The organism is Stenotrophomonas sp. STEN033 (genome assembly GCF_056856655.1).
In genome coordinates this window covers 224924-247896 of the sequence record NZ_JBXFWM010000001.1, presented here as the reverse complement: position 1 = coordinate 247896, position 22973 = coordinate 224924, and the positions used below count along the sequence as shown (strand labels likewise).

Here is a 22973-nt window from a genome sequence, read left to right as displayed (position 1 = left end):
TGGCAATGAATGCCTACCGAGCCTGCTTGGGCTCATCGTCCAGCAATCTACGAAGTACCACCGCTTCGTTGTGCACGTCATCCTTGGCCGCGTACACAAGTGTCAGGGCTTTCTGCCTGGCGATGGCCTGAAGCTCCGGCCATGCTGGGTTTCCTTTCAGCTCCAGGCGGTAACGACGCGTGAACTCTGTCCACTTCTGCGGGTCGTGCGCGAACCACTTGCGCAGCTCAGTTGATGGGGCGACTTCCTTGAGCCACAGATCGATCCTGGCATTTGCCTTGGACAGCCCGCGCGGCCAGAGTCGATCGACAAGAACCCGGTAGCCATCGCCCATCCCCGGCTCATCGTAAGCTCGCTTCAGCATCACATTCATAGCCCCTCCTTGCGGTGACAAGGGAAACACCATTGGCCCTGCCGGGACGATGATGAACCTCGCAAACCACCTGACGCTACGATTTTGGCATCCACGGCGCCTTGTTCCAGTCATGACCGAAACGACCGCTACCTTCAGCCTGACCACAACTGCCCGAGCTGCGCAGGACAGATGAGCGGCACGGCATCGGCGATGGCGTTGGGATCAACTACGCAGCCATTTCGGCAACGCCCTTGCCGAATGGTCAGGCGCGCCGGGTCCGCACGTTGCGAACACGGCATATGACACCCTCGTTCCGCGACAACTGGCGCAGGCCGCGCGACTGAAGCCCGGGAGCTCCGGAGGGAGCGCCATATCGTGGCTTTCCACCAAAGCGTGACTGCCAACTACTTGCCGAGCCAGCTACATCAAGACTACGCATTGACCCGGCTGTGGCCGCGCATGTGTCTCCAAGAAGACCCAGCCAGCACACGTGCCAAGGCAGCGCCCGGCACGGACCAAGGGACCGTGCCGAAGCGCCTGGTTGGAGGTGAGTTACTGCTTGATGCCAAGCACCGCCGACGGCAGCCAACCACGATTTCCCATTTCATCGTCGACTTCGATCATTCCACCATTGCGCCCCCCTGTGGGGTAGGCGAGCATGCCAGGCTTGAGTTCCGCCACCACAGTCGACTGACTGTCGGGCTGGGTCAGCAATCGAGCCATGCGATGCAACATCATGGTTCCCGCAGTGGCGGCCATCTGGCCACCGGCGACAACATTCTGGCCTACAACCTGCTGCGCCACCTGCCCCGCTGCGCCAACCATGCCACCCTGCTGGGCAACCACACCCATTGCAGCCTGTGCCACACCCGCACCAATGCCCTGACCTGCAACCTGCTGTACCACTTGGCCGGCTGCGCCCAGCATGCCGCCTTGCTGCGCCACAGCGCCCATCGCAGCCTGCGCAACGCCCGCACCAATGCCTTGGCCTGCAACCTGCTGTACCACTTGGCCGGCAGCGCCCAGCATGCCGCCCTGCTGCGCCACAGCGCCCATCGCAGCCTGCGCAACGCCCGCACCAATGCCCTGGCCTGCAACCTGCTGTACCACTTGGCCGGCAGCGCCCAGCATGCCGCCCTGCTGCGCCACAGCGCCCATCGCGGCCGACGCCACACTACCGCCAACAACGTGATCCGCACCGTGCTGCATCATCTGCCCCTGCATACCCGCCACCGCCCCCAGGTTCGGCGCGCCGGCATGTGCCGCCATCGGCGCCGCAGGTCCTGCTTGCAACCTTGCGGCGGCGGTGTTGGCCAGCCTGGCTTGCGATGCAGCCAAGGTCTGGTACGCGTCCGGTGGTGCTACCGGCACCGCTGCGCGCGTTGCCCTCGGCACATTGCGATTGGCCAGCACACCGCGCTTCTTGCTGACCTCATCGACCATGCGCGAATAGGCCTCTTCGTAGGCTTCCTTGATGACCTTGCCGATCTCGGTATTGTCCCAACTGCCGACATTCGCCCCGGCACTGCCTTGTACGCTTGCGGCAGACACCGCTGCCGCCCAGGCCTTGTCGGTGATCTTGGCTTCGCCGGTCACACTGATGAGCTGTTCGGAGGTGCGTACGTCAACCAGCGTCAGCACCACTTCGGCAGTCTGTCTTTTCGTCGTCAGCTTGCCAGCCACGCCCAAGGTAGCGACGTTGATCATCGCCCCCATCAAGCCCCGCGAACCCCCACCATTCGACGCGCCTGCGCCGATGCTCATGCCGCCGGCATTGGGATTCTGCGACACGATATCCGGCACCAACACGAAGTCCGCGCCACGCATCTGTCCACCGCCGATGTTCTGGTCTTCCTGCAGGTGCCCGCCCATGGCCAGCTCCCGCTCAGCCTGCGCAGCGGTGAATCCAGCGCCACGGTCAAGCACCGTAAAACACTTGGAATCGTTGACAAGCACGCGCAGCACCCGGGTAGGTGCAGGCAGCCCATAGGTCGCCCAGATTCCCATGCCGTCATCCGGCTCGACGATGCGCAGACTGCCCTGCGCCGTCTTGCACTTATCCGATGACATGCCCAGAAGCGCGTGGCTTGGGAAACTCGCCGTTGCCGACACGAGCGCGATGAAACCGGCTGCCAGAACGGCAGGCCGGTGGATGGTGGTCTTCATGTTTATCCCCCTGTTTCCGCACTCCATGCGAAGTTGCGGATGTGAATCGTCCGAACCAATGGAAACACCGCACTCTCCTGCGGTTTCACATTTTTATCACATACGTTAACGATTACCAATTTTTCATGAATGGCAACTGTATCGAACTGCTGCGAGTTCCTACTGCGATAGGTGCAACTTGCCGGCAATGCACGACGCACTCATCGAACAAAACACCGCATAAGCCTTCAGTCAGCACTGATAGCAAACTTCGAAATTGACTGCCGCAATCGGACTACAGGATTACCGGATAGCGACAAGGCCTCGCCCGACTTTCTGGTACATGTCCGCGGAAACTGGAAGGCGGCGCCCCTCAGATCGTAAGACCACAGGCCTGACGGATAGCAATCTGAACCGGAGACGGAGGCAGGTTTGGATCAAATTCCCGCTTCGGCAGAAGCGGCGGTTGCGCCATGAAGCGTGGCCGCTGCCCCCGGTGCGCCTGAGCGGCATGGACCAGGAACGGGTGACACAGATAAACCGTGCCTGCCGCGCCCGTCGCCAGTTCCACCTCGCAATTTTCCGTCGACGCGTAACCGGTGGCCGAGAGCTGCCGCAGGCTTGCCCCCGCCTCGCCGTAGGGCAGCAGTTCCCGCGCAATGGCAGCATGCGACCCTTTTCGTATTTTCGTAGGCGCATCATGCGGACCAACATCCGAGAACAGAAACAGCATCAACAAGGCGCGCCCTCTGCTTTCGACGTTGACCCGCCATTCCATGAAATCCGGGTTGTCGGTGCCAAAGCTCACGTCCACATGCCAGCCATCGTCACCGGGTGATTCAGGTGAGGGAAAGCGGATGGGAAAGGTTCCAACACCTTCAGGGGCGAGCCATCTCCCCAGCCCGACGAGCTGATCGTAGGCGTTGTGCAGTTGCGGCGTGTTGGCAGCTTCGACGAAAGGCGGCGAGGACTTGAACCCCAAACGAACAACGGGTTGAGTCCAGTTCTGCGGCTCGTCCGGGGACAGACCCATATCCGCCCACAACTCATCCCTCCCCTGCCTTGCGAGCTTGGCGCTGAAGGCCGCTTCAATTTTGACGAATCCATCATCAACAAAGCCCTGAATCTGGCCAGGGGTCAGGCCAATACGCTCGATTGCCGACATTGCTCTTCCTCCAAGCGGCTACCGCATCAAGCGGATGCCCGTTCCCATCCAGATGGCGCGGTAGCGCCGGGGCAGCATGCAGTCGTTCCGATCAACCGGACCCGTGTGGACATGAATACCATGCGCAAACACGTATCCCGAAACCAGAACCATAGCAACCACCTGCAGTCGACTGCCCGCGATTCAATGCAATTCCAAATTGGAGGCTTCCAGTTCGTGGAATTGATGAAGCTCGGCAATCAACGTCCTCCGTGATCACCAAACGTTGACCAAGATCATCGCGCCTTCTCCCATCTACGGGCAGCAATCGCAGCCGTCTCGGCCCGCAACCTCGCTTCATGCCGCCGCACCCATTCCTCGCAGCCTGCCCTGCCCGTCTCGTAACTCCTGCAGTTGCGGTGCGGGTGCAAAATCCTGCCAGCGGGTGGTGGCAGGTGATAGTCCAGATTGACGAACCACGATTCGTCCAGTCGCTTGACCAGGCGGGAAACCGCCAGCTCGTTGATATAAATCGCAGTTGGCCGACACTCGAAGTCGGCAACTCTCGCCCATGTGAAGTTTTCTGGAAGCATCCCTCAGCATGGAACGTGACGGTCTCAGCAGCTGGGACGGGTTGCGGCTGACAGCAGTCAAGTTCCATCCGAAAGCGCGCCCAACGTGGATGAACTGTCAGTTGGCACGCATCTCCGTTCGGTACCGGACAATGGCAGCGCTGAGCTTGCGCCACCAATCAGATGAGTAGGGATGCAGCCATTTGCGAGGTAATGGCTTGCCGAAGCGGGATTTGCGATACACGCGCGCCTTGAGGGTCTCGATCTCGAATCCGGCCCACTCGGGTGCGGGAAACATGAACATGTTGAATGAAACGGCAGGACGTACTTCATTCCAGAAGATGGCTTCCAGTTCTGCAAGAGAGTATTTGGACTCCGCGCAGATGCGAGCAACCTCCGGCAGAAGAATGGCGGGATCAGTGTCCATCCAGAAATCCTGCATCTGATCCCAAACCGGGGCGCGATCTTCAATGTCTTCGTCTGGTGGTCTCATGCCGGCAAATACCTGATAAGCGACGCCCTGGGTCCGATCAAGCACCTTATCCATACCGCGCTACCGGCACGCCCTTCTACTGGGCACGGCCCGCCTCACTCGACAGCGCCTTGTCAGATAAATCCTAGTCTCAATAAGGTATATCCCTCATTGAGGTAGTGCTATCCCCGACAGCACCATTACAGGCTCTTGGCTGTCCGCCATCGCACCAGGTGCTGTATGGACTACGAGAAACTCCGCGATCACTTCGACGTTCTGGCACAGAGGGTGGTGCAGGACGCGGCGTCGCTTGGCGAATATGAGCGCAAGCAGAAGCTGTTGGAAATGCATCAGCTTGTCGACAGGATCGTGCAGGTGGTGCCCGATGATGAAGCGCAAGCCAGCATCCTGTGCAGGCTGGAGGACCTGGTCTACCGCGCAAGCAGCGCCATCAATGCTGCCGAGCAGCTTGAGAACCTCAGGAAAAAGTCCGCCTTGGCCTATGGCTGGTCGCTGCCTACCGACTGATGGGCCGGCCCAGCTCGATTCCGGGATTGCCGCTTGTTGGCGGCTTGATTGGGCGCCGTGCGCCTCCGGGGGATCCGTTCGAGCCACGCATTCCAAGCTCAACTCCGGCACCATAGCCATCGGTGCCGCCCACGGGCGCGCACTGGATGCAGCACGGTCAGCTCGACCGTGCTGCCATACCCACCGTCATGGATTACGGCAATGGCAGCCCAACGCGGTCCCCAGCACTCCCCTCCCCGGCTGATCAACGTCGTTGCCAAGCTGCTGTTGGCAGCCTGTGCGGCCTGGCCTGCGTTCGCTGGCGCGGCCAAAGCACCTGAGCGGCAGGCCACCACACCCAAACTTGAAGGCAGCCAGCTCACGATGCTGGACGCCGCATTGGCAGGCCTGCCAGCCCAGCGCCCCGGCGTCACCGATATCTACGTCCTCGGCGTGGCCGGTGATGCGGATGAAGATGTGTTCCCCAATGAGGTGGCCTACCTGCGTGAGCTGTCGGCCAAGCGCTGGGGTGCCGAAGGCCGCATGATCAGCCTGGTCAACCAGCCTGCCCTGGGACACGGCGGCCCGCCGCAGGTTCTGGCTACCGCCGACAGCATCGGCCATGCCCTGAACGGACTGGGGCGGACGCTGGACCCGAATGAAGATGTGCTGTTCCTCTACCTGACCAGCCACGGCCTGCATGACAACAGCGTCTACCTGCACACCGGTCGCGACCAGGAAGACTATCTGGCACCGGCACAGCTCGCGCGGATGCTGGATGAGGCGCATATCGGCAATGCGGTGATCGTGGTCTCGGCCTGTTTCTCGGGCGCCTTCGTGCCCGCCTTGATATCACCGCAGCGCATGGTGATCACCGCCGCGCGCAAGGACCGCCCTTCCTTTGGCTGCGGCAATACCGATAGCGCCACCTGGTTTGGTCGCGCCTTCCTGATCGAGGCCTTGAACGCCACCAATGACTTTGCCCGGGCCTACACCCTGGCCGCAGGCAACGTACGCCGTCGTGAAAAGGAACAAGGCGAGCGCCCCTCTGAACCGCAGTTCCAGAACGGCAGGACAGTGGCGGCCGTGCTCGAACAATGGCGCGCGGGCTTGCCGGAGACACCTGCCGTGCCCTATCCCTTCGTTCACCAGCGGCCAGCCGGGACCAAGACCCTCACCCCCAAAAGCAAGCCGGTCGCCAACAATCGCAAGGGCTGAAACCGGCCCTTGCAGGCTGGATGAAGGAGACGGAGCCACCCATTCAGAATGGCAAGCGCCGCCGCCCGGCTTCTGCGAAAATACGGCATGACTGACTTCTCTTCCCTGCCGCTGTCGCCGGCACTCGCTCCTGGCATCGACGCGCTGGGCTATACCTCGATGACGCCGGTACAGGCGCTGGCCCTGCCGCCGATCCTGGAAGGCCGTGACGTGATCGCGCAGGCCCCGACCGGCAGCGGCAAGACCGCCGCCTTCGGCCTGGGCCTGCTCAACCGGCTCGACCTGTCCGTCAGCCGCACCCAGGCCCTGGTGCTCTGCCCTACCCGCGAACTGGCCGACCAGGTCGGCAAGCAGCTGCGCAAGCTGGCCACCGGCATCCCCAACCTGAAGCTGCTGATCCTCACCGGCGGCATGCCGCTGGGCCCGCAGTTGGCCTCGCTGGAAGCGCATGATCCGCAGGTTGTGGTCGGCACCCCCGGCCGCGTGCAGGAACTGGCACGCAAGCGCGCCCTCAACCTGGGCCAGGTACGCACGTTCGTACTGGACGAAGCCGACCGCATGCTCGACATGGGCTTCGAGGAGCCGATCCGCGAGATCGCCGGCCGCACCCACAAGGACCGCCAGAGCCTGCTGTTCTCGGCCACCTTCCCGGAAGCGATCCGCGAACTGGCCCGCGCCCTGCTCAAGGAACCGGCCGAAGTCACTGTCGATGGCCAGGCCGAAGCCCCGGCCATCCAGCAGCTGTTCTTCGAAACCGAGCCGGCCCACCGCCAGAAGGCACTGGGCGGCTTGCTGCTGAAGTACACGCCGGAATCGGCGGTGGTGTTCTGCAACACCCGCAAGGACGTCGACGAAGTAGCCAACTCGCTGCGCCAGTTCGGCTTCTCGGCATTGGCGCTGCATGGCGACATGGAACAGCGCGACCGCGACGAAGTGCTGATGCAGTTCTCCAACCGCAGCTGCAACGTGCTGGTCGCCAGTGACGTGGCCGCACGCGGCCTGGACGTGGAAGACCTGGCTGCCGTGGTCAACTACGAGCTGCCGACCGACATCGACACCTACCAGCACCGCGTTGGCCGTACCGGTCGTGCCGGCCGCAATGGCCTGGCATTGAGCCTGGTTGCCGGCCGTGAACGCAGCCGCGCTGATGCGCTGGAAACACAGCAGGGCAAGCCGCTGAACTGGCAGAAGACTCCGCTGGCAACTGCGCGTCCGGCAGAGCTGCCGCAGGCGGCAATGACCACCCTGCGCATCGATGGCGGCAAAACCGACAAGCTGCGCGCAGGCGACATCCTCGGCGCACTGACCGGCGATGCCGGGCTGTCGGCCAAGGCGATTGGCAAGATCGATATCTTCCCCACCCGCTCCTACGTGGCCATTGCCCGTGAGCAGGTTGGCAAGGCTTTGGCACGATTGGAAGCCGGCAAGATCAAGGGCAAGCGTTTCCGCGTCCGCAAGATGTAAGCAGGCGCCGGCCCCGGCCGGCGCTTGAGCGCGCACATGATGTCCCAGCCGTACACCCGCTCTTCCAGCATTGCGGCGGATACGCACGCCACGGTCTTTCCGTGGCGTGCCGTGTGCGCGGGTTGGCTGCTGCTGATCCTGGTGACCCTGCCAGCAGTACAGCTCACCGGCCCCTCAGCCGGCAGCCTGGCTCCCATCGAACTGATGCGCTCTTTGCTGTTCCTGCTTGGCATCTACAGCCCCTGGCTGCTGGCGACACCTGGCCTTTGGCAACTGTGCAGGCGCTGGCCGCTGGGCATGGACAGCGACGCCAAGGCGGCGGCCAAGCTGTTGGGTGCCGGTCTATGCATCATTCCCGCGCTGTCGCTCTCCGGCTGGATGTTTGGCTACTACCTCTCGCAACTGGCGCTGCCCCGTGCGCTGCCCGACAGCTGGCTGCACGCAGTTGTCGCTACCAGCCTGTTCGCACTGCCGACCTATGTCGCTGTCATCGGCATCGGCCAGGCGCTGATCTATGTCCGTCGCTATCGCCGCCGTGGCGAGCTGCTGCTGCAGGCGCGCGAACAAGCATTGCGGGCACGCCTGAATCACCATTTCCTGTTCAACGCGCTCAATGCGATCGGCGCACTGGGTTACCGCGATGCCGAGCGCGCCGACGCTGCCTTGGCGCAGCTGGGTGAGTTGTTGCGCAACCTGCTTCAGAACGAACCCTTCGTCGCCCTGCGCGAGGAAGTGGCGCAGGCGATGACCTTCATCGAACTGCAGCGACTGTTGCAGCAACAGCCGGTGCAGGTGCAACTGCAGGCCAGCGCCGATGCATGGGATGCGCGCGTACCCAGCCTGCTGTTGCAGCCATTGATCGAGAACGCCGTGCGCTTCGCCAGCACCTCGGACACGGACGACGCCACGATCAGCCTGCAGTTCGAATCGCGCGATGATCTGCTTCACCTGCAGATCCGCAACCCGCTTGGCGACGCGGCCGCCGGCATGGGGATTGGCCTGCAAGCCAGCCGCGAACGCCTGCAGGCAATCTACGGCGAGCATGCCACGCTGCACGCGCAACGCGACGGTGCGCACTTCCAGGTCAGCATCCGGCTACCGCTTGCCAGCAGCGAGCCCACCGCATGATCCGCACCCTGCTGATCGACGACGTCGCACTGGCCCGCGAAAAGCTGCGCCACCTGCTGGGCGCGCATGCGGATATCCAGATAGTCGGCGAGGCGCCCAGCATCGCCCTGGCCCGTTCGCTGCTGGCTACCGAGCGGGTCGAGCTGTTGTTGCTGGATATCGAGCTTCCCGACGAAGATGGCCTGCAACTCGCGCGCAGCCTGCCCGCGCCTGCGCCGGCGATCATCTTCACCACGGCCCATGCGGAACATGCGCTGACCTCCTACGAACTGGGCGCGATCGACTACCTGCCCAAGCCACTGGATGCGAACCGGCTCGCCATCGCGCTGGATCGGCTGCGCAGGCATCTGGCACGCGAGACCAGCAACCCGCTGGCACCGCTATGCATCCGCAACGGCGGCCGCAGCGACTACGTGTACCCCACCGACATCGACTACATCGACAGCGCCGGCCATTACGCCTGCCTGCATGTCGGCAAGCAGGTGCACCTGCTGCGCGAGAGCATTGGCCGGCTCGCCGAGCAGTTGGCGCCGGCTGGCTTCGTGCAGGTGCAGCGCGCGGTCATCGTCAATTGCGCACGGGTGCGCTGTCTGCTGCCACGCCGCAATGGCGATGCGACGCTGGAACTGCTGGATGGCACCCAACTGCCGCTGAGCCGGCTGCACCGCGACGCGTTCGAAGCGAAGATGGGCAAGGCCGGCTGATACGCACGGCTCATGCCAAGCCCGGCACGGCCTGCGCCATTGCTGGCGTCCAGCTGTTCCGTTGCATTTCCAGCAGCGGCAACATCGCAGGCCGCTCCTCGCTCACCACACCCATGCTCAAGCATCTCCTGCTTCCGCTGCTGCTCGGCTGCAGCTCCCTGGCCCTTGCCGCTGAACTGCGCGTACTCCCCGCGGACGGTCCAGCCGATCAATCGGTGCAGATCAGCGTTGCCGGGCTGCTGCCAAGCCAGACCGTGAAACTGCAACTCTCCATGCAGGACAGCAGTGGCAACCGCTGGCTGGCGCACGCCAACTACCGTGCCGATCACAACGGCATCGCCGATACCGCCACGGCTGGCGCCGAGGCCGGCAGCTACGCAGGTGTCGATGCAATGGGGCTGTTCTGGTCGATGCGGCCTGAAGCCGGTAAAGGCAAACCCATGCCACTGCCGATGCACAGCGATGCCGATGGCCTGCGTTATGCACCCGCAACGATGCAGCTGGAGGCCTTCGTCGATGGCGAACCGATCGGACAACAGACCTTGCGGCGGCGGATCAATGCGGCCGACGTGGTTGCAACACCGTTGCAGCTGCATGGCGTGGTGGGAAATCTCCATCACCCTGCAGGCGCCTTGGACGATGGCCGTCGACATCCTGTCGTGATCACCCTGGGCGGCGCCGAAGGCGGCATCGATAGCGCGAATCTGTATGCCGCCTGGTTGGCGTCCAACGGTTTCGTCGCAGTGGCTGTTGCCTATTACCGGATGCCCGGACTGCCCAAGGATCTGATCCGCGTCCCCATCGACCCGGTCAGCAGCACGGTCGACTGGCTGCGCGCCCAGCCCTTTGCCGGCAAGGTCGGGGTGATGGGGGGCTCCTGGGGTGGCATCGTGGCGATGGCGGCCGCGGCGCATGATCCGCGTCTGCAGGCAGCGGTGTCGTGGGTAGGCAGCCCTGCGCCATTCCGCGGCATCCGCCGTGATGTGCCGCCGGCCGATTTCCGCGCCGTCGATGAGCCCGCATTGCGCGTTGGTGGCCGCGACCTGCCATTCCTGCCCTATGTGGAACAGCTCAACTGGAATCAGCCGGGCGCGCACGCGGCAGCATTGGAGCAGGCAATGCTGCCGATCGAACGCATCAACGGGCCGCTCTTGTTGGTCGCAGGCGGCGACGACCAGCTCGGCGCTTCCGGCGAGATGGCGGCATTGGCGATGCAACGCCTGAAACGCCGCAGCGCGCCGCAAGCGGACGCCCTGCTGTATTACTCCGACGCCGGCCATCTGATCACGCCCTTCCTGCAGCCCACCACCTTCCGCAGCGACACCGGCCCTTACATCCCGGTGGGCGGCACGGCCGAAGGCTATGCCCGCGCGGACCGCGAAAGCGGCCCTGCAGTGTTGGCATTCCTGCGGCAGGCGCTGGCCGAAGGAGACATACGGCTGACGCGCTGAGCCTTTATCAGGCAGCGCGAGCGTGCAGCGTCACCCGGTATGCCGCGGCAACAACCGCTACGCTGGCCGCGACAAACAGCGCCAGCGCAGTGCCCTCGCCCATCCCACGATGGATCAGCAACAGGTACACGCCGATGCAGCTTGCCTGTGCAAACAATGGCCAGGCAATACGGCGGAAACCGCCACGGAACACGCGCCAAGCCAACACCGCGCTCAGCAGCCAGCCGCAGGCGAACGCCAGCGGGTCCAGCGCCGGCGAGAATTCATACACATTGCAGATCACGAACCACGCGCTCCAGCCCAGCATCGCCAGCAGCAGCGCCAGTCCACCCAACACCCGCAAGGCGCGCATCAGGCAAACACCGCCACGCTCTGGCGGCCGCGCATCACCACCCGGCCCTGCTCATCCCAGGCCTGCATGTCCTGCGACGAATAGCCGTCACCCGCATGCTGGCTGAAGGAACGCAGCAGGAACCATTCGCCCTGCGGCGAAGGATCGAGCAGCTCAACGTTCCAGGTGATCGAGCTGATCGGCGCAGCAGCGCGGAAACTGGTGAATGCCGCCGGCGGCATCGCATCGCCCATCGCGATCAGAGCTACCGCGGGATCTACTCCACCGGCATCGCGATGGCGGATCCAGGTCAGCAGCTCGGGAATCTCCGAAGCTGACACCGGCATCGCACCACCGGCAGGGCGCATCTGGAAGTTGCGGGTAAAGGCCGGCGCGAACGGCATCGCCGCCATGTCGAAATCGCGGTATGCGGCAGGCCCCTGGGCCGGAAGCTCGCCACTGAAATCATGCGCGATCGCGCTTTCGCGGGCGCGGCCGAACACCAATGACAAGCGCGCCGCCAAAGCATCGTCGGAGAACACATCCACGCCGACATTCACCACCGACTTGCCCTCGCGCAGTACTGCCGGCACGAAACGCAGCAGGCCGGCTGCAGGCCCGATGAAGCTCACCTGCATCGCGCGCAACGGCGGCAACGCACCTGCGTGGCCTTGCATCGCCGCGGCCACCGCCAGCGCACTGAGCACGCCGCCATAGGCGGTGCGACCCTGGCGCCAACTGTCAGGGAGCAGCAGCCCTTGTGCACCATCGAAGGAAGACAGCAGCTCACTCAACGTCGGCATTCGGGACTCCGCGGATCGGGGTGGGATCAGGTATTCAGTAAACCAGGGTTGCGGCCAGCGGCAAACCATCAGGCCAGCGCTCACGGCCACCGAGGCCATCCAGCTCCACCAATACCGCGCCACCAACAACCTGCGCCTCAAGCTGCGCAGCCAACTGCAAGGCGGCAAGCAAGGTGCCGCCGGTGGCCAGCACGTCATCGACCAGCAGCACGCGCGCGCCCGGCGGGGTTGCGCCGACGCTGACTTCGATACGATCAGTGCCGTATTCCAGCGCGTATTCCTGCTTCAACGTTGCGCCCGGCAGCTTGCCCGGCTTGCGCACTGGCACGAAGCCCACGCCCAACTCCAGGGCCAACGCGGTGCCGAGAATGAAGCCGCGTGCCTCCACCCCGAGTACCGCATGCAAGCCGGCGTCACGCCACGGCTCGGCCATGGCCTGCACGGCGGCGCGGAAGCAGGCGCCGTCACCCAGTAGCGGGATGATGTCCTTGAACAGGATGCCGGGCTTGGGGAAGTCGGCAATGTCGCGGATTGGGCGCGACCATTCGGGGTAGGCAGGAGAAGTCATATCAGTCATTCGTGGAGAGGTGCTCAGGAGCTGCACGACAGCATCGAGCAGCCGGCGCGGTCACGCGCCCATTCCGGGCGCTTGCCGGCAAACGCCTCGCGCCCGGCTTGTTCGTCGTAAGGATGCCGCATCACGTCCAGCAAGTCCGTGATTCCGGCCAGATCGCCTTGTTCGGCACGGTCGATGGCCTGCTGTGCCAGCCAGTTGCGCAGCACATATTTGGGATTCGCCGCCTGCATGGCATCACGGCGCTGTTGCGGCGACTGCCCTGCGCCCTGGACCCGCGCGGCGTAGCGCTGCAGCCAGTCGGTCAGTGCCGGCAGCACCTGCTCGCGGGCAGCCGGCGAGTAGAAGGCCTGCTCCAGCGGGTCAATCTCCGGCGCGTCGATATCAATGGACGCCAAGGCGCGGAACGCCAGCGTCATGTCCATCTCGCCTTCCTGCAGCAGCCGCTGGAACTGCGCCATCAGCTCGGCGTCGCCGTCGCGAAATTCGCCCAGGCCAAGCTTGGCGACCAGATGCGCACGCTCTTCGGCTTCATAGCGCTGACGGAAGCCATCCAATCCGGTCTGCAGCGGTGCCACCTCCGCAAACAGTGGCGACAGCGCCTGCGCCAATCGCACCAGATTCCAGTACGCCACCTGCATCTGCGTGCCAAAGCGATAGCGGCGGCCCTGCGCATCGGTGGTATTCGGTGTCCAGTCCGGATCGTAGTCCTCGACCCAGCCGTAAGGGCCGTAATCCAAGGTCAAACCCAGAACGGACATATTGTCGGTATTCATCACGCCGTGCACGAAGCCGACCCGCATCCACTGCGCCACCATCACCGCGGTGCGCGTGCAGACCTGTGCAAACCAGTCGGCGTACAGCGCCTCGCCACTGCCCTGCAGTTCAGGGAAATCACGGGCGATGCAGAACTCGACCAGTTGTCGCAGCAGCGTGACATCGCCACGCGCCGACGGCAGCTCGAATGTGCCGAAGCGGATGAACGACGGCGCGACCCGGCACACCACGGCGCCGGGCTCGGCCTGCGGATGGCCGTCGTAGAACATGTCACGTACCACCGTATCGCCGGTAGCAACCAGGCTCAGCGCACGGGTAGTGGGCACACCGAGATGATGCATGGCTTCGGAGCACAGGAACTCGCGCAGTGACGAACGCAGCACCGCTCGGCCATCGGCGCCGCGCGAATACGGAGTCGGGCCAGCACCTTTGAGCTGCAGTTCCCAGCGTTTTCCGCCGGCCAGCAATTCGCCCAAGGAGATGGCTCGGCCATCGCCGAGCTGCCCAGCCCAATGGCCGAACTGATGGCCGCCGTAATTGGCCGCCCACGGCTGCATGCCGGTGAACAAGGCATTGCCGCCGAAGACCTCGGCAAATTCAGGGCTGGCAACGACGGTTGTGTCAAAGCCAAGCAGCTCTGCGACTTCGGCCGAGTACGCCAGCAGGTGTGGCGCAGCCACCGGCGTCGGCATCACCGCCGACCAAGCGGCACCCAGCACCTCGCGACGCCGTGCGCCGGTTTCGGGGTCGCCGGGCAGCTCACGCTGGAAGCGGTTGTCAAACTGTGGGTGCGTGTCGTTCATCATCTGAAAGTGGGGGCTGGCAGGCCCTGCCGCAAGCTCGGACCGCCTTGCTCAGCGAGTGCCGCCAATAAGATCCAGCGCCCCGCCGCGCTGCTCGGCGCGCCGATAGGCAGGCCGTTCTTTGATGCGCGCGAGGAAAGCCTGCAGTTTCGGGTAGTCGCTCATGGGTCCGGCGCGGACTGCCGCCGCCTGGACCGGAAAACTCATCTGGATATCCGCCGCACTGAAGCGTTCGCCGGCAAACCAGGTGGACTGTGCCAGGGCCCGCTCCATCCAGTCCAGGTGCAGACGCAGCTGCGGGCTGATGAAGCTCTTCATCACCTTGTCGACGATGCCGTGGGCGATTGGCTTGGCGAAAAAAGGCATCGGTGCCTTGCGGACTTTCGCAAATACCAGGCTCATCACCAGCGGTGGCATCGCAGAGCCTTCGGCGTAGTGCATCCAGTAGTGGTATTGCAGACGCTCTGGCGCCTCCACTGGCAGGGGCTGCGGCGACAGGCTGCGCTGCAGGTCATAACGGTCGGCCAGGTACTCGAGAATGGCCCCGGATTCGGCCAGGATCAGCGTCCCGTCCTGCAGTACCGGCGACTTGCCGAGCGGATGCACCTTGCGCAGCTCCGGCGGTGCCAGCCAGGTCTTGGGGTCACGCTTGTAACTGACCACGTCGTAGGCCAGGCCCAGCTCTTCCAGCATCCACAGCACGCGTTGCGAACGTGATTGTTCCAGATGGTGCACGGTGATCATCGCTGGCTCCAGCGTCATTCAATCGGTATCAAGATCTGATCCTAGCCAACACTCGCGCAACGCAGCGTCAGTGCGAGGCGATGCCCGACGCGAAAACACAAACAAAAACGCCGGAAGCTTTCGCTTCCGGCGTTCCAAGCAACCTTACGGTAGCAAGGGGGTCGATTAGACCGCCTGCACCTGGTCAGCCTGCATACCCTTCTGGCCCTGCACGGCGACGAAAGTCACCTTCTGGCCTTCCTGCAGCGACTTGAAGCCGTTGCCCTGGATGGCGCGGAAATGCACGAACAGGTCCGGGCCGCTTTCCGGGGTGATGAAGCCGAAGCCCTTGGCGTCGTTGAACCACTTGACAGTGCCGGTCTGACGATCAGACATGTACTAACTCCTGAAACATAAGTTGAAATAATCGCAGCCACCGGAGATCGGGGCCGAGACTGAGTTGCAGGCGTTGGTAAAGCGGATCGATGAGCCGATCAAGAAGATCAACTGCATCAGGCCACGATTCACGGTGACCCTTGCAAGCACAGTGGGATGGACAATACGCCGCTTTGTTCCAAAAAGCGATATTTGCCGTATTCAGAAACCCAATTTGATTCAGTTCGTCGATTAAGTGGCTGAAATTAGTCAATTTTCTGACGATAGCCAACCAACAGCAAAGTCGGCAAATCCAATAGACTGCGCGGCATGAGCCATGAAGACGCCGTTTCCGCCACCCGAATCTGGGTGGACGCCGATGCCTGCCCCGTAGTGATCAAGGAAATCCTGTTCCGGGCCGCCGAACGGGCCAGGATCGAAACCATCCTGGTTGCCAATCAATGGCTGCGCACCCCGCCTTCGCGCTTCATCCGCGCCATGCAGGTGGCGGGCGGGCCAGATGTCGCCGACGATGCCATCGCCGAACGGGTCAACGCCGGTGATCTGGTCGTCACCCAGGACATCCCGCTGGCCGCACGCATCCTGGAGAAGCGTGCCGTCGCCCTGAATCCACGCGGCGAACTTTACACCACCAACACCATTGCCGAGCGCCTATCGGTCCGCAACTTCATGGAAGAACTGCGCGCTGCCGGCGTACAGACCAGCGGTCCGGCAACCCTGCATGCACGTGATCGCCAGGCCTTTGCCGCGCAACTGGATCGCTGGCTGGCACAGCGCGGTTGAAACTCACCCCAACTCACGCGCACTGCGGAACTCCCGCCGCTGGCCGCTGAGGGGGTCGATGAAGGCCAGGCGGCGTGCCAACAGTTGCAGCGGATGGCGATAGTCGTCCGCGGCGCGCTCCAGCACCTGCGGGTAATACTCGTCGCCGATGATCGGCGCGCCCAGTGCAGCCATATGCACGCGCAACTGATGCTTGCGCCCACTGACCGGTTCCAGCCCATAGCGCCACACCTCGCCGCGCCGCGCGATGACATCGATCCGGCTCAGCGCATTGGCCTGGCCTGGCTGCTCAGCCATGCGGAAGAACGGCTCGCCACGGGCGATACGGCTGCTCCGCTGCAACGGGAACACGTGCCCGTGCAGCGCCGGCGCCAAGGCCTCGTAGCCCTTGTCGATGCGACGTTGGGCAAACAAGCGCTGATAGCTGCCGCGTGTCCCGGGATTGCAGGAGAACAACACCAGACCCGCGGTGCCGCGGTCAATCCGGTGCAGCGGCACCAGATCGCGATTGCCGGTACGTGCAACCAGCCGCGCCAGCAGCGTCTGGCGTACAAACCGGCCGGCCGGGGTGACCGCCAGGAAATGCGGTTTGTCGGCCACCAGCAGATCATCATCCTGATGGAGGATCTGCTCGGCGAACGGCACTTCGGGTTCGTCGACGACCTCACGGAAGTACTGGATCTCCTGCCCTGCCCGCCACGGCTGGGTCGGCAGCAGCGGCTGGCCGTCGCTGCCCAGCACCCTTCCCCGCGCGAACCGGTCCAGCCAAAGTGCTGGTGGTATCGCCGGAAACCGCGCGCACAGCCCGTCCAACAGGCTGGTCCATGGGCCTGGCGCGAGTTGCAGACGGCTGGGCAGTTCAGGCTCGAACACGTTGGGGCGGGTCGGTTGCGGGGACAGGCATTATGATGGGCGGTCTTTGTACCCGGTATTCCCATGGCCCTCACCGCCACCATCCGCAAGGCCGAGCTGCAGATCAGCGACATGGACCGCGGCTACTACGCGACCCATAACCTGACCCTGGCCCAACATCCCTCTGAAACCGACGAGCGCCTGATGGTGCGCCTGCTCGCTTTCGCCCTCAATGCAGAGGATAGGCTGGAGTTCGGCAAGGGCCTGAGCAGCGAGGACGAGCCGGACCTGTGGCAGCTGGACTACACCGGCGACATCGAGCAGTGGATCGACCTCGGCCACCCGGACGAATCGCGCGTGCGCAAGGCCTGCAACCGCAGCCGCCGTGTACAGGTCGTCAACTACGGCGGCAATGCCTCCGATATCTGGTGGCAGAAACAGGGCAAGCACCTGGCCCGCTTCAACAACCTGTCGGTCGTCGACCTGCCCGCCGCGTTCGTCGAACGTTGGGGCGAGCAGGTGCAGCGGGCGATGCGCTGGAGCGTATTGATCCAGGATGGCGAAGTGCAGCTGCTCAATGATCACACCCAGCTGGATGTGATCCCGGTCTGGCGCAAGCGCCCGGCGGAGTAAGCAGTAGTGGCTGACAAGGTAATCCGCTGCGACGTACTGGTGATCGGCGCTGGCGCCGCGGGGCTGATGTGCGCGCTCACCGCCGGCCAGCGCGGCCGCATCGTGCAGGTGATCGATCATGCCAACAAGGTTGGCAAGAAGATCCTGATGTCCGGCGGCGGCCGCTGCAATTTCACCAATACCGGCACCACCGCCGCCAACTTCATTTCCACCAACCCGCATTTCTGCAAATCGGCTTTGGCGCGTTATACGCCAGGCGATTTCATCGAGATGGTCGAACGCCACGGCATCGCCTATCACGAGAAGGAGCTGGGTCAGTTGTTCTGCGACATCTCCTCCAAGGAGATCGTGAAGATGCTGCTGGACGAATGTTCCGATGCCGGTGTGCAGATCCGCACCGACTGCGGTGTGCAGCAGATCGAGCGTGGCGCCGACGGCTTCCACGTGCGCACCGCCCAGGGGCAATTCCACAGTGCCTCGGTGGTGATCGCCACCGGCGGGCTGTCGATCCCGAGCATGGGTGCCAGCGGCTTCGGCTACGAGGTGGCACGCAATTTCGGCCATGAACTGCTGCCAACGCGTGCCGGGCTGGTGCCGCTGACCCTGAGCGGCACCCACCAGGAGCGCTTCGCCGAGCTCAGTGGCGTTGCGCTGCCGGTGGAGGCGCGCTGCAACGGCAAGAGCTTCCGTAACTCCATGCTGATCACCCATCGCGGCGTCAGCGGCCCGGCGATCCTGCAGATCTCCTCGTACTGGCAGCCGGGCAATGACCTGCGGCTCGACCTGCTGCCCGATCACGATGCCGCTGAATGGCTGCGGCAGATGAAACGCGAGCGCGGCGCCTCCGAGCTGCGCACCGTGCTGTCCGAGGTGATGCCGCGCCGACTGGCATTGCGCCTGTGCGAGCAATGGCTGAAGGACAAGCCCATGCGCCAGTTCGACGAACCGGAACTCAAGGCCGCCGCCAGCCTGTTGTCGGACTTCCCGTTGGTCGCCAGCGGCACCGAAGGCTATCGCACCGCCGAAGTCACCCTGGGCGGGGTGGATACCCGCAAGGTGTCTTCAGCGACGATGGAATCGCAGCTGGTGCCGGGCCTGCACTTCGTCGGCGAGGTTCTGGACGTGACCGGCTGGCTGGGCGGCTACAACTTCCAATGGGCGTGGGCGTCGGGACGCGCAGCGGGGATGGCGGCGTAGGCGGCCGCAGTGCGGCAGGGCATCCGCCTGGCCACACCTTGCGCCCTGCGGATGTACATCCGGGCCCGCACCGATAACGTCCTGACGCCCGCGTTGCGACTACACTCATGGAGTACGTCACAGGCAAACGACCTGCGCATAGACGCCACTGCCGTGCATCGTGTATTAAACCCCGTCCCCCGGGAGTCCTGAATGCAGAACGCCAAAGACATCACCTTGCGCTTGCTGATCGTTGACGACAGCGCGGAAAGCGCCGAGGCCATCGTCAGCACCTTGCGCAACAGCGGCATTGCCGTGCGTCCGTCGCGGCCGCAAAGCCCCGACGAACTGGGCCAGGCACTGAGCCAGCCCATCGATCTGGTGCTGGCGGCCAACTCTTACGCTATCCCGCAGTTGCTGCTGACCCAGCAGGTCGCGGCCAGTGGCAAGGACATTCCGATGATCCTGCTGACCGACAGCATCGATGCACAGATGCTGCTGGATTCGGCCGCCAACGGCATCCGCGCCATCGCGCTTCGGCAGCAGCCGGACCACCTGTTGTCGGTGGTGCAGACCGAATGGACCGATCTGCAGGCGCGTCGCGGGCTGCGCCGGATCGAGGCGCAGATGCGCGAGACCGAGCGCCGCTGCGATGCGCTGATCTCGTCCTCGCGCGACCCCATCGCCTACATCCACGAAGGCATGCACATCCGCGCCAACGAAGCCTATCTGGACATGTTCGGATTTGAATCCTTCGAGGACGTGGAAGGCATCTCGCTGCTGGACATGGTTGCACCGCAGCATGTGGAGAACTTCAAGCAGCTGCTGAAGTCACTGAGCAAGGGCGAAGCGCCGCCGCCGCAGTACGAAGTGGACGCGCGCAACCAGGACGGCGACACCTTCCCGGCGACGATGGAGTTCACCGCCGCCACCTATGAAGGCGAGAGCTGCTTCCAGATCGTGTTCCGCCGCCGCGAGGAGTTCGACCCGGAGCTGGCCCGCGAAGTGGAAGCCCTGCGCCAGCGCGACCAGGTCACCGGCCTGCTCAACCGTCCCACCTTCATGGTGCAGCTGGAGAACGCCGTCGCCCAGGTCGGCCGCAGCGATGGCCAGTATGGCTTCCTGCTGGTCGAACCGGATCACTATGCGCGCCTGCTACCGGATATCGGCCTGGATTCGGCCGATGCGCTGATTGCCGCACTCGGCCAGAAGCTGGCCCAGGCCATTGGCGAGGACGCGCAGCTGGCGCGCTTCGGCGAGCACAACTTCGCCCTGCTCACGGAGGGTGACTACGCACACACAGCGCAGATGGCAGAACGGGTCCGCAGCGCATTTGCCTCCTCGGTTTTCAGCATTGGCGAGCGCTCGGCCACCGTTACGGTCAGCATCGGCGGTGTACAGGTAGGCGAGAAGATCGCCAGCGTTGGCCAGGTGTTGAACCGCGCCAACGACTGCGCGCGCGCTGCCATCGAGCTGGGCGGCAATACCTTCAAGGTATTCGACCCGGGCGCGGCCGACCGCGTCGAGGAAGAGCGCATCCAGAGCTGGGTGCAGCGCATCCGCCAGGCGGTGGCCGGCGATGGCTTCCATCTGCGTTTCCGCCCGGTGTTGAACCTGATGGGCGAGCCGATCCAGCTGTACGACACCTCGCTGCAGATGGAGAACAACGGCGAAATGGTCGGCCCAGCGACCTTCCTGCCGATCGCGCAGGAACACGAACTGCTGGCCCCCATCAACCGCTGGGTGGTGGCCAATGCCATCCGCGCGTTGGGCGAGCGCCGTCGCGCCGGCCACCGAACCCACCTGATGGTGCGCATCACACCGGAGTCATTCTCCGATCCGGAGTTGCTGTCGGTGATCCGGACCGGTCTGCTGGCCGAAGGCGTGGAAGGCGCGCAGCTATGGCTGCAGATACCCGAGGCCAAGGTCTTCACGCACCTGCGCAATGCGCAGCAATTCCTCAGCGATGTCACGGTACTGGGCTGCAAGGTAGGCCTGGAACAGTTTGGCTCCGGACTGGATTCGTTCCAGTTGCTTGCCCATTTCCAGCCCGGCTTCCTCAAGCTGGACAGCGCGTTCACCGCTGATCCGGCGCAGGCCAAGGAGCAGCTGGAGAAGACCCAGGAAATCACCACCAAGGCACAGTCTGCGGGCATTTTGACCATTGCCGAGTTCGTCGCCGATGCCTCGACGATGAGCTTGTTGTTCAGTGCCGGCGTGGATTACGTGGAAGGGGATTTTGTCGGCCCGCCGACGGCTGAAATGGATTTTGAGTTTGGTTGATGGCTTGCTGTGGGCCGCTTGTTTGCGCCAAGAGCTGCCCTCACCCCAACCCCTCTCCCGCCTGCGGGAGAGGGGCTAGCAATGCTCGCGCTCGCAGTGCACTGAGCCCCTCTCCCGCAAGCGGGAGAGGGGTTGGGGTGAGGGGAAGCTTCTGGCTAGAAATGCAAAAAAATGCAAAAAAAGAAGGCCGCGCAACGCGCGGCCTTCTCACAACTACGAAACCAGCAAACTCAGACCTCGACAATCCCCGGAATGGCCACATCCGGATTCACATCAGCTTCGTAATCCACGCCGTCGATGCCAAACCCGAACAGGCGCAGGAAGTCCGCCTTGTAGCCGGCCAGATCGCTGATCTCGTACAGGTTCTCATTGGTCACCTGCGGCCACAGCTCCAACACCTTGCCCTGCACTTCCGGTGCCATTTCCTTGTAGTCCGCGCGCAGACGACCTTCGCCGTCCACCAGCGCGATTTCACGGCCCTGCGCGTCCTGCAACTGCTGGCGAATGTGGTCAGCTGCGTTGGCGCCGCCCTGCGGGCCGTTGTACAGAATGTCGTACAGGGTATCGAGCTGCTCGATGCAGCCTTCGTGCGTACCCTGTTCCTTCATCACCTTGAACAACAGCGACAGGTACAACGGCATCGTCGGGATCGCCGAGCTGGCCTGGGTCACCACGGCTTTCAACACCGAGACGCGTGCATCACCGCCAAGGCCCTGCAACTTGTCACGGATCGCCAGCACCTTGGCATCCAGGTCCTTCTTGGCAGCACCGATCGAACCATTCCAGTAAATGGCCTGGGTGATCTCTTCGCCGACATAGGTGAACGCGGTGGTGGTGGCACCCGGCGCCAGCACGCCAGCCTCAAGCAGCGCGTCGATCCACATCTGCCAGTCTTCGCCCCCCATGACCTGCACGGTACCGGCGATCTCCTCGGCCGTTGCCGGCTGCAGCGTGGTTTCGGTCAGCACTTCCTTGTCGGTGTCCAGGCCACGCAAGGTGATCGGCGCGCCGATCGGCTTCAGCGTGGAACTGATGATCTCGCCGGTCTTGGGGTGCTTGCGACGCGGCGCGGCGAGGCTGTAAACCACCTGATCGACCTGGCCAAGGTCAGCCTTGATGATCTCGATGACTTTCTGCTTCACCTCGTCGGAGAACGCATCGCCATTGACGCTGCGCGCGTACAGGCCGGCCTGGTGTGCGTACTTCTCGAACGCGGCGGTGTTGTACCAACCCGCGGTGCCCGGCTTGGTCTCGCTGCCCGGACGCTCGAAGAACACGCCCAGGGTAGCGGCATCGCTGCCGAACGCCGCCTTGATGCGCGCGGCCAAGCCGTAGCCAGTGGACGCACCGAGCACCAGCACCTTCTTCGGGCCGTTCGCCAGCTTGGGCTGGGCCTTGATGTAATCGATCTGTTCCTTGACCGCCGCATCGCAACCAGTCGGATGGGTGGTGACGCAGATGAAGCCGCGCACACGCGGTTTGATGACCATGAAAACCTCGGTTGGCTAAACAGAAGACAGCAGCACAAGCAGTTTGCGCGCTGAACCGGGAGGATCGTAGTGCGCTGCCGCATCGAAAACAACCGACGCCACCGCATGGACCGCCCTGCCCCCGCGCGGATTGCGGGCAAAAGAAAAGCCGCGCAGGGCGCGGCTTTTCAGCAAGGCAGTGCGGGTCCG

Annotated in this window: 22 protein-coding genes; 10 read left to right on the top strand and 12 right to left on the bottom strand. The window is 63.8% G+C overall.

Translation table 11 applies throughout. From position 1 onward, the window contains the following. Positions 1-13: 13 nt before the first annotated feature. The 4 genes from AC1VXC_RS01160 to AC1VXC_RS01145 all read right to left on the bottom strand — a co-directional run bounded on the left by AC1VXC_RS01160 (position 14) and on the right by AC1VXC_RS01145 (position 4763). Positions 14-373: a DUF488 domain-containing protein gene (locus AC1VXC_RS01160; protein WP_481538138.1), complete on the bottom strand. Its 360-nt coding sequence runs from the start codon at positions 371-373 to the stop codon at positions 14-16. A 534-nt stretch (positions 374-907) separates the two neighbouring features. Next, the gene (locus AC1VXC_RS01155) at positions 908-2521 is read right to left on the bottom strand and encodes a CsgG/HfaB family protein (protein ID WP_481538137.1); all 1614 of its coding nucleotides are present in this window, start codon (positions 2519-2521) and stop codon (positions 908-910) included. Between the two features lie 352 nt (positions 2522-2873). Then, positions 2874-3665 (bottom strand): phytanoyl-CoA dioxygenase family protein, encoded by a 792-nt coding sequence (locus tag AC1VXC_RS01150; RefSeq protein ID WP_481538136.1) that lies wholly within the window; start codon positions 3663-3665, stop codon positions 2874-2876. A gap of 669 nt (positions 3666-4334) precedes the next feature. Beyond that, complete coding sequence (locus tag AC1VXC_RS01145; protein ID WP_481538135.1) at positions 4335-4763, bottom strand: DUF7079 family protein; 429 nt, start codon at positions 4761-4763, stop codon at positions 4335-4337. A gap of 165 nt (positions 4764-4928) precedes the next feature. Here AC1VXC_RS01145 and AC1VXC_RS01140 point away from each other — a divergent pair, with 165 nt between their 5' ends. The 6 genes from AC1VXC_RS01140 to AC1VXC_RS01115 all read left to right on the top strand — a co-directional run bounded on the left by AC1VXC_RS01140 (position 4929) and on the right by AC1VXC_RS01115 (position 11160). Further along, positions 4929-5216: a hypothetical protein gene (locus AC1VXC_RS01140; protein WP_313169825.1), complete on the top strand. Its 288-nt coding sequence runs from the start codon at positions 4929-4931 to the stop codon at positions 5214-5216. A gap of 201 nt (positions 5217-5417) precedes the next feature. After that, positions 5418-6413: a C13 family peptidase gene (locus tag AC1VXC_RS01135; protein ID WP_481538134.1), complete on the top strand. Its 996-nt coding sequence runs from the start codon at positions 5418-5420 to the stop codon at positions 6411-6413. Between the two features lie 87 nt (positions 6414-6500). Further along, complete coding sequence (gene dbpA, locus AC1VXC_RS01130) at positions 6501-7877, top strand: ATP-dependent RNA helicase DbpA (RefSeq protein WP_313169821.1); 1377 nt, start codon at positions 6501-6503, stop codon at positions 7875-7877. A gap of 36 nt (positions 7878-7913) precedes the next feature. After that, positions 7914-9005: a sensor histidine kinase gene (locus AC1VXC_RS01125; protein WP_481538133.1), complete on the top strand. Its 1092-nt coding sequence runs from the start codon at positions 7914-7916 to the stop codon at positions 9003-9005. Further along, complete coding sequence (locus AC1VXC_RS01120; protein ID WP_313169818.1) at positions 9002-9709, top strand: LytR/AlgR family response regulator transcription factor; 708 nt, start codon at positions 9002-9004, stop codon at positions 9707-9709. The genes AC1VXC_RS01125 and AC1VXC_RS01120 overlap by 4 nt, the downstream gene beginning before the upstream one ends. Positions 9710-9822: 113 nt before the next feature. Beyond that, the gene (locus AC1VXC_RS01115) at positions 9823-11160 is read left to right on the top strand and encodes an acyl-CoA thioesterase/bile acid-CoA:amino acid N-acyltransferase family protein (protein ID WP_481538132.1); all 1338 of its coding nucleotides are present in this window, start codon (positions 9823-9825) and stop codon (positions 11158-11160) included. 7 nt (positions 11161-11167) lie between these two features. On the opposite strand, the gene AC1VXC_RS01110 is transcribed toward AC1VXC_RS01115, so the two are convergent. From AC1VXC_RS01110 to AC1VXC_RS01085, 6 genes are all read right to left on the bottom strand, one after another. Beyond that, positions 11168-11512: a hypothetical protein gene (locus AC1VXC_RS01110; RefSeq protein ID WP_481538131.1), complete on the bottom strand. Its 345-nt coding sequence runs from the start codon at positions 11510-11512 to the stop codon at positions 11168-11170. Further along, positions 11512-12294, bottom strand: coding sequence for a thioesterase family protein (locus tag AC1VXC_RS01105; RefSeq protein ID WP_481538130.1), 783 nt, complete (start codon positions 12292-12294; stop codon positions 11512-11514). The genes AC1VXC_RS01110 and AC1VXC_RS01105 overlap by 1 nt, the downstream gene beginning before the upstream one ends. A gap of 34 nt (positions 12295-12328) precedes the next feature. Next, positions 12329-12871 (bottom strand): adenine phosphoribosyltransferase, encoded by a 543-nt coding sequence (locus AC1VXC_RS01100; protein WP_296246299.1) that lies wholly within the window; start codon positions 12869-12871, stop codon positions 12329-12331. Between the two features lie 14 nt (positions 12872-12885). After that, a complete protein-coding gene (locus AC1VXC_RS01095) occupies positions 12886-14448 on the bottom strand; it encodes a protein adenylyltransferase SelO (RefSeq protein WP_481538129.1) in 1563 nt (520 codons plus the stop codon). A gap of 51 nt (positions 14449-14499) precedes the next feature. Continuing rightward, positions 14500-15192, bottom strand: a complete 693-nt coding sequence (locus AC1VXC_RS01090) for a glutathione S-transferase family protein (protein ID WP_481538150.1) — start codon at positions 15190-15192, stop codon at positions 14500-14502. Positions 15193-15357: 165 nt separating this feature from the next. Further along, on the bottom strand, positions 15358-15567 hold the full coding sequence (locus AC1VXC_RS01085) for a cold-shock protein (protein WP_054659637.1): 210 nt from the start codon (positions 15565-15567) through the stop codon (positions 15358-15360). Between the two features lie 309 nt (positions 15568-15876). Between AC1VXC_RS01085 and AC1VXC_RS01080 the strand changes: the two genes are divergently transcribed. Then, the gene (locus AC1VXC_RS01080) at positions 15877-16350 is read left to right on the top strand and encodes a YaiI/YqxD family protein (RefSeq protein WP_481538128.1); all 474 of its coding nucleotides are present in this window, start codon (positions 15877-15879) and stop codon (positions 16348-16350) included. 3 nt (positions 16351-16353) lie between these two features. On the opposite strand, the gene AC1VXC_RS01075 is transcribed toward AC1VXC_RS01080, so the two are convergent. After that, a complete protein-coding gene (locus AC1VXC_RS01075) occupies positions 16354-17223 on the bottom strand; it encodes a pseudouridine synthase (protein ID WP_481538127.1) in 870 nt (289 codons plus the stop codon). 63 nt (positions 17224-17286) lie between these two features. Here AC1VXC_RS01075 and AC1VXC_RS01070 point away from each other — a divergent pair, with 63 nt between their 5' ends. The 3 genes from AC1VXC_RS01070 (at position 17287) to AC1VXC_RS01060 (ending at position 21294) form a co-directional block, all read left to right on the top strand. After that, positions 17287-17835 carry a YaeQ family protein gene (locus tag AC1VXC_RS01070; RefSeq protein ID WP_313169806.1) on the top strand — a complete coding sequence of 183 codons (549 nt, stop codon included), beginning with the start codon at positions 17287-17289 and terminating at the stop codon, positions 17833-17835. A gap of 6 nt (positions 17836-17841) precedes the next feature. Beyond that, positions 17842-19032, top strand: a complete 1191-nt coding sequence (locus AC1VXC_RS01065) for a BaiN/RdsA family NAD(P)/FAD-dependent oxidoreductase (RefSeq protein ID WP_481538126.1) — start codon at positions 17842-17844, stop codon at positions 19030-19032. Positions 19033-19224: 192 nt separating this feature from the next. After that, positions 19225-21294 carry an EAL domain-containing response regulator gene (locus AC1VXC_RS01060; protein ID WP_313169802.1) on the top strand — a complete coding sequence of 690 codons (2070 nt, stop codon included), beginning with the start codon at positions 19225-19227 and terminating at the stop codon, positions 21292-21294. Between the two features lie 230 nt (positions 21295-21524). On the opposite strand, the gene fabV is transcribed toward AC1VXC_RS01060, so the two are convergent. Next, positions 21525-22784 (bottom strand): enoyl-ACP reductase FabV, encoded by a 1260-nt coding sequence (gene fabV / locus AC1VXC_RS01055; RefSeq protein WP_481527972.1) that lies wholly within the window; start codon positions 22782-22784, stop codon positions 21525-21527. Positions 22785-22973: the final 189 nt, after the last annotated feature.

What these genes read in the sequence shown, in the direction of transcription:
- AC1VXC_RS01160 (WP_481538138.1), bottom strand. Translation starts at nt 373, where the DNA reads ATGAATGTGATGCTGAAGCGAGCTTACGATGAGCCGGGGATGGGCGAT.
- AC1VXC_RS01155 (WP_481538137.1), bottom strand. Translation starts at nt 2,521, where the DNA reads ATGAAGACCACCATCCACCGGCCTGCCGTTCTGGCAGCCGGTTTCATC.
- AC1VXC_RS01150 (WP_481538136.1), bottom strand. Translation starts at nt 3,665, where the DNA reads ATGTCGGCAATCGAGCGTATTGGCCTGACCCCTGGCCAGATTCAGGGC.
- AC1VXC_RS01145 (WP_481538135.1), bottom strand. Translation starts at nt 4,763, where the DNA reads ATGGATAAGGTGCTTGATCGGACCCAGGGCGTCGCTTATCAGGTATTT.
- AC1VXC_RS01140 (WP_313169825.1), top strand. Translation starts at nt 4,929, where the DNA reads ATGGACTACGAGAAACTCCGCGATCACTTCGACGTTCTGGCACAGAGG.
- AC1VXC_RS01135 (WP_481538134.1), top strand. Translation starts at nt 5,418, where the DNA reads ATGGCAGCCCAACGCGGTCCCCAGCACTCCCCTCCCCGGCTGATCAAC.
- dbpA (WP_313169821.1), top strand. Translation starts at nt 6,501, where the DNA reads ATGACTGACTTCTCTTCCCTGCCGCTGTCGCCGGCACTCGCTCCTGGC.
- AC1VXC_RS01125 (WP_481538133.1), top strand. Translation starts at nt 7,914, where the DNA reads ATGATGTCCCAGCCGTACACCCGCTCTTCCAGCATTGCGGCGGATACG.
- AC1VXC_RS01120 (WP_313169818.1), top strand. Translation starts at nt 9,002, where the DNA reads ATGATCCGCACCCTGCTGATCGACGACGTCGCACTGGCCCGCGAAAAG.
- AC1VXC_RS01115 (WP_481538132.1), top strand. Translation starts at nt 9,823, where the DNA reads ATGCTCAAGCATCTCCTGCTTCCGCTGCTGCTCGGCTGCAGCTCCCTG.
- AC1VXC_RS01110 (WP_481538131.1), bottom strand. Translation starts at nt 11,512, where the DNA reads ATGCGCGCCTTGCGGGTGTTGGGTGGACTGGCGCTGCTGCTGGCGATG.
- AC1VXC_RS01105 (WP_481538130.1), bottom strand. Translation starts at nt 12,294, where the DNA reads ATGCCGACGTTGAGTGAGCTGCTGTCTTCCTTCGATGGTGCACAAGGG.
- AC1VXC_RS01100 (WP_296246299.1), bottom strand. Translation starts at nt 12,871, where the DNA reads ATGACTGATATGACTTCTCCTGCCTACCCCGAATGGTCGCGCCCAATC.
- AC1VXC_RS01095 (WP_481538129.1), bottom strand. Translation starts at nt 14,448, where the DNA reads ATGAACGACACGCACCCACAGTTTGACAACCGCTTCCAGCGTGAGCTG.
- AC1VXC_RS01090 (WP_481538150.1), bottom strand. Translation starts at nt 15,192, where the DNA reads ATGATCACCGTGCACCATCTGGAACAATCACGTTCGCAACGCGTGCTG.
- AC1VXC_RS01085 (WP_054659637.1), bottom strand. Translation starts at nt 15,567, where the DNA reads ATGTCTGATCGTCAGACCGGCACTGTCAAGTGGTTCAACGACGCCAAG.
- AC1VXC_RS01080 (WP_481538128.1), top strand. Translation starts at nt 15,877, where the DNA reads ATGAGCCATGAAGACGCCGTTTCCGCCACCCGAATCTGGGTGGACGCC.
- AC1VXC_RS01070 (WP_313169806.1), top strand. Translation starts at nt 17,287, where the DNA reads ATGGCCCTCACCGCCACCATCCGCAAGGCCGAGCTGCAGATCAGCGAC.
- AC1VXC_RS01060 (WP_313169802.1), top strand. Translation starts at nt 19,225, where the DNA reads ATGCAGAACGCCAAAGACATCACCTTGCGCTTGCTGATCGTTGACGAC.
- fabV (WP_481527972.1), bottom strand. Translation starts at nt 22,784, where the DNA reads ATGGTCATCAAACCGCGTGTGCGCGGCTTCATCTGCGTCACCACCCAT.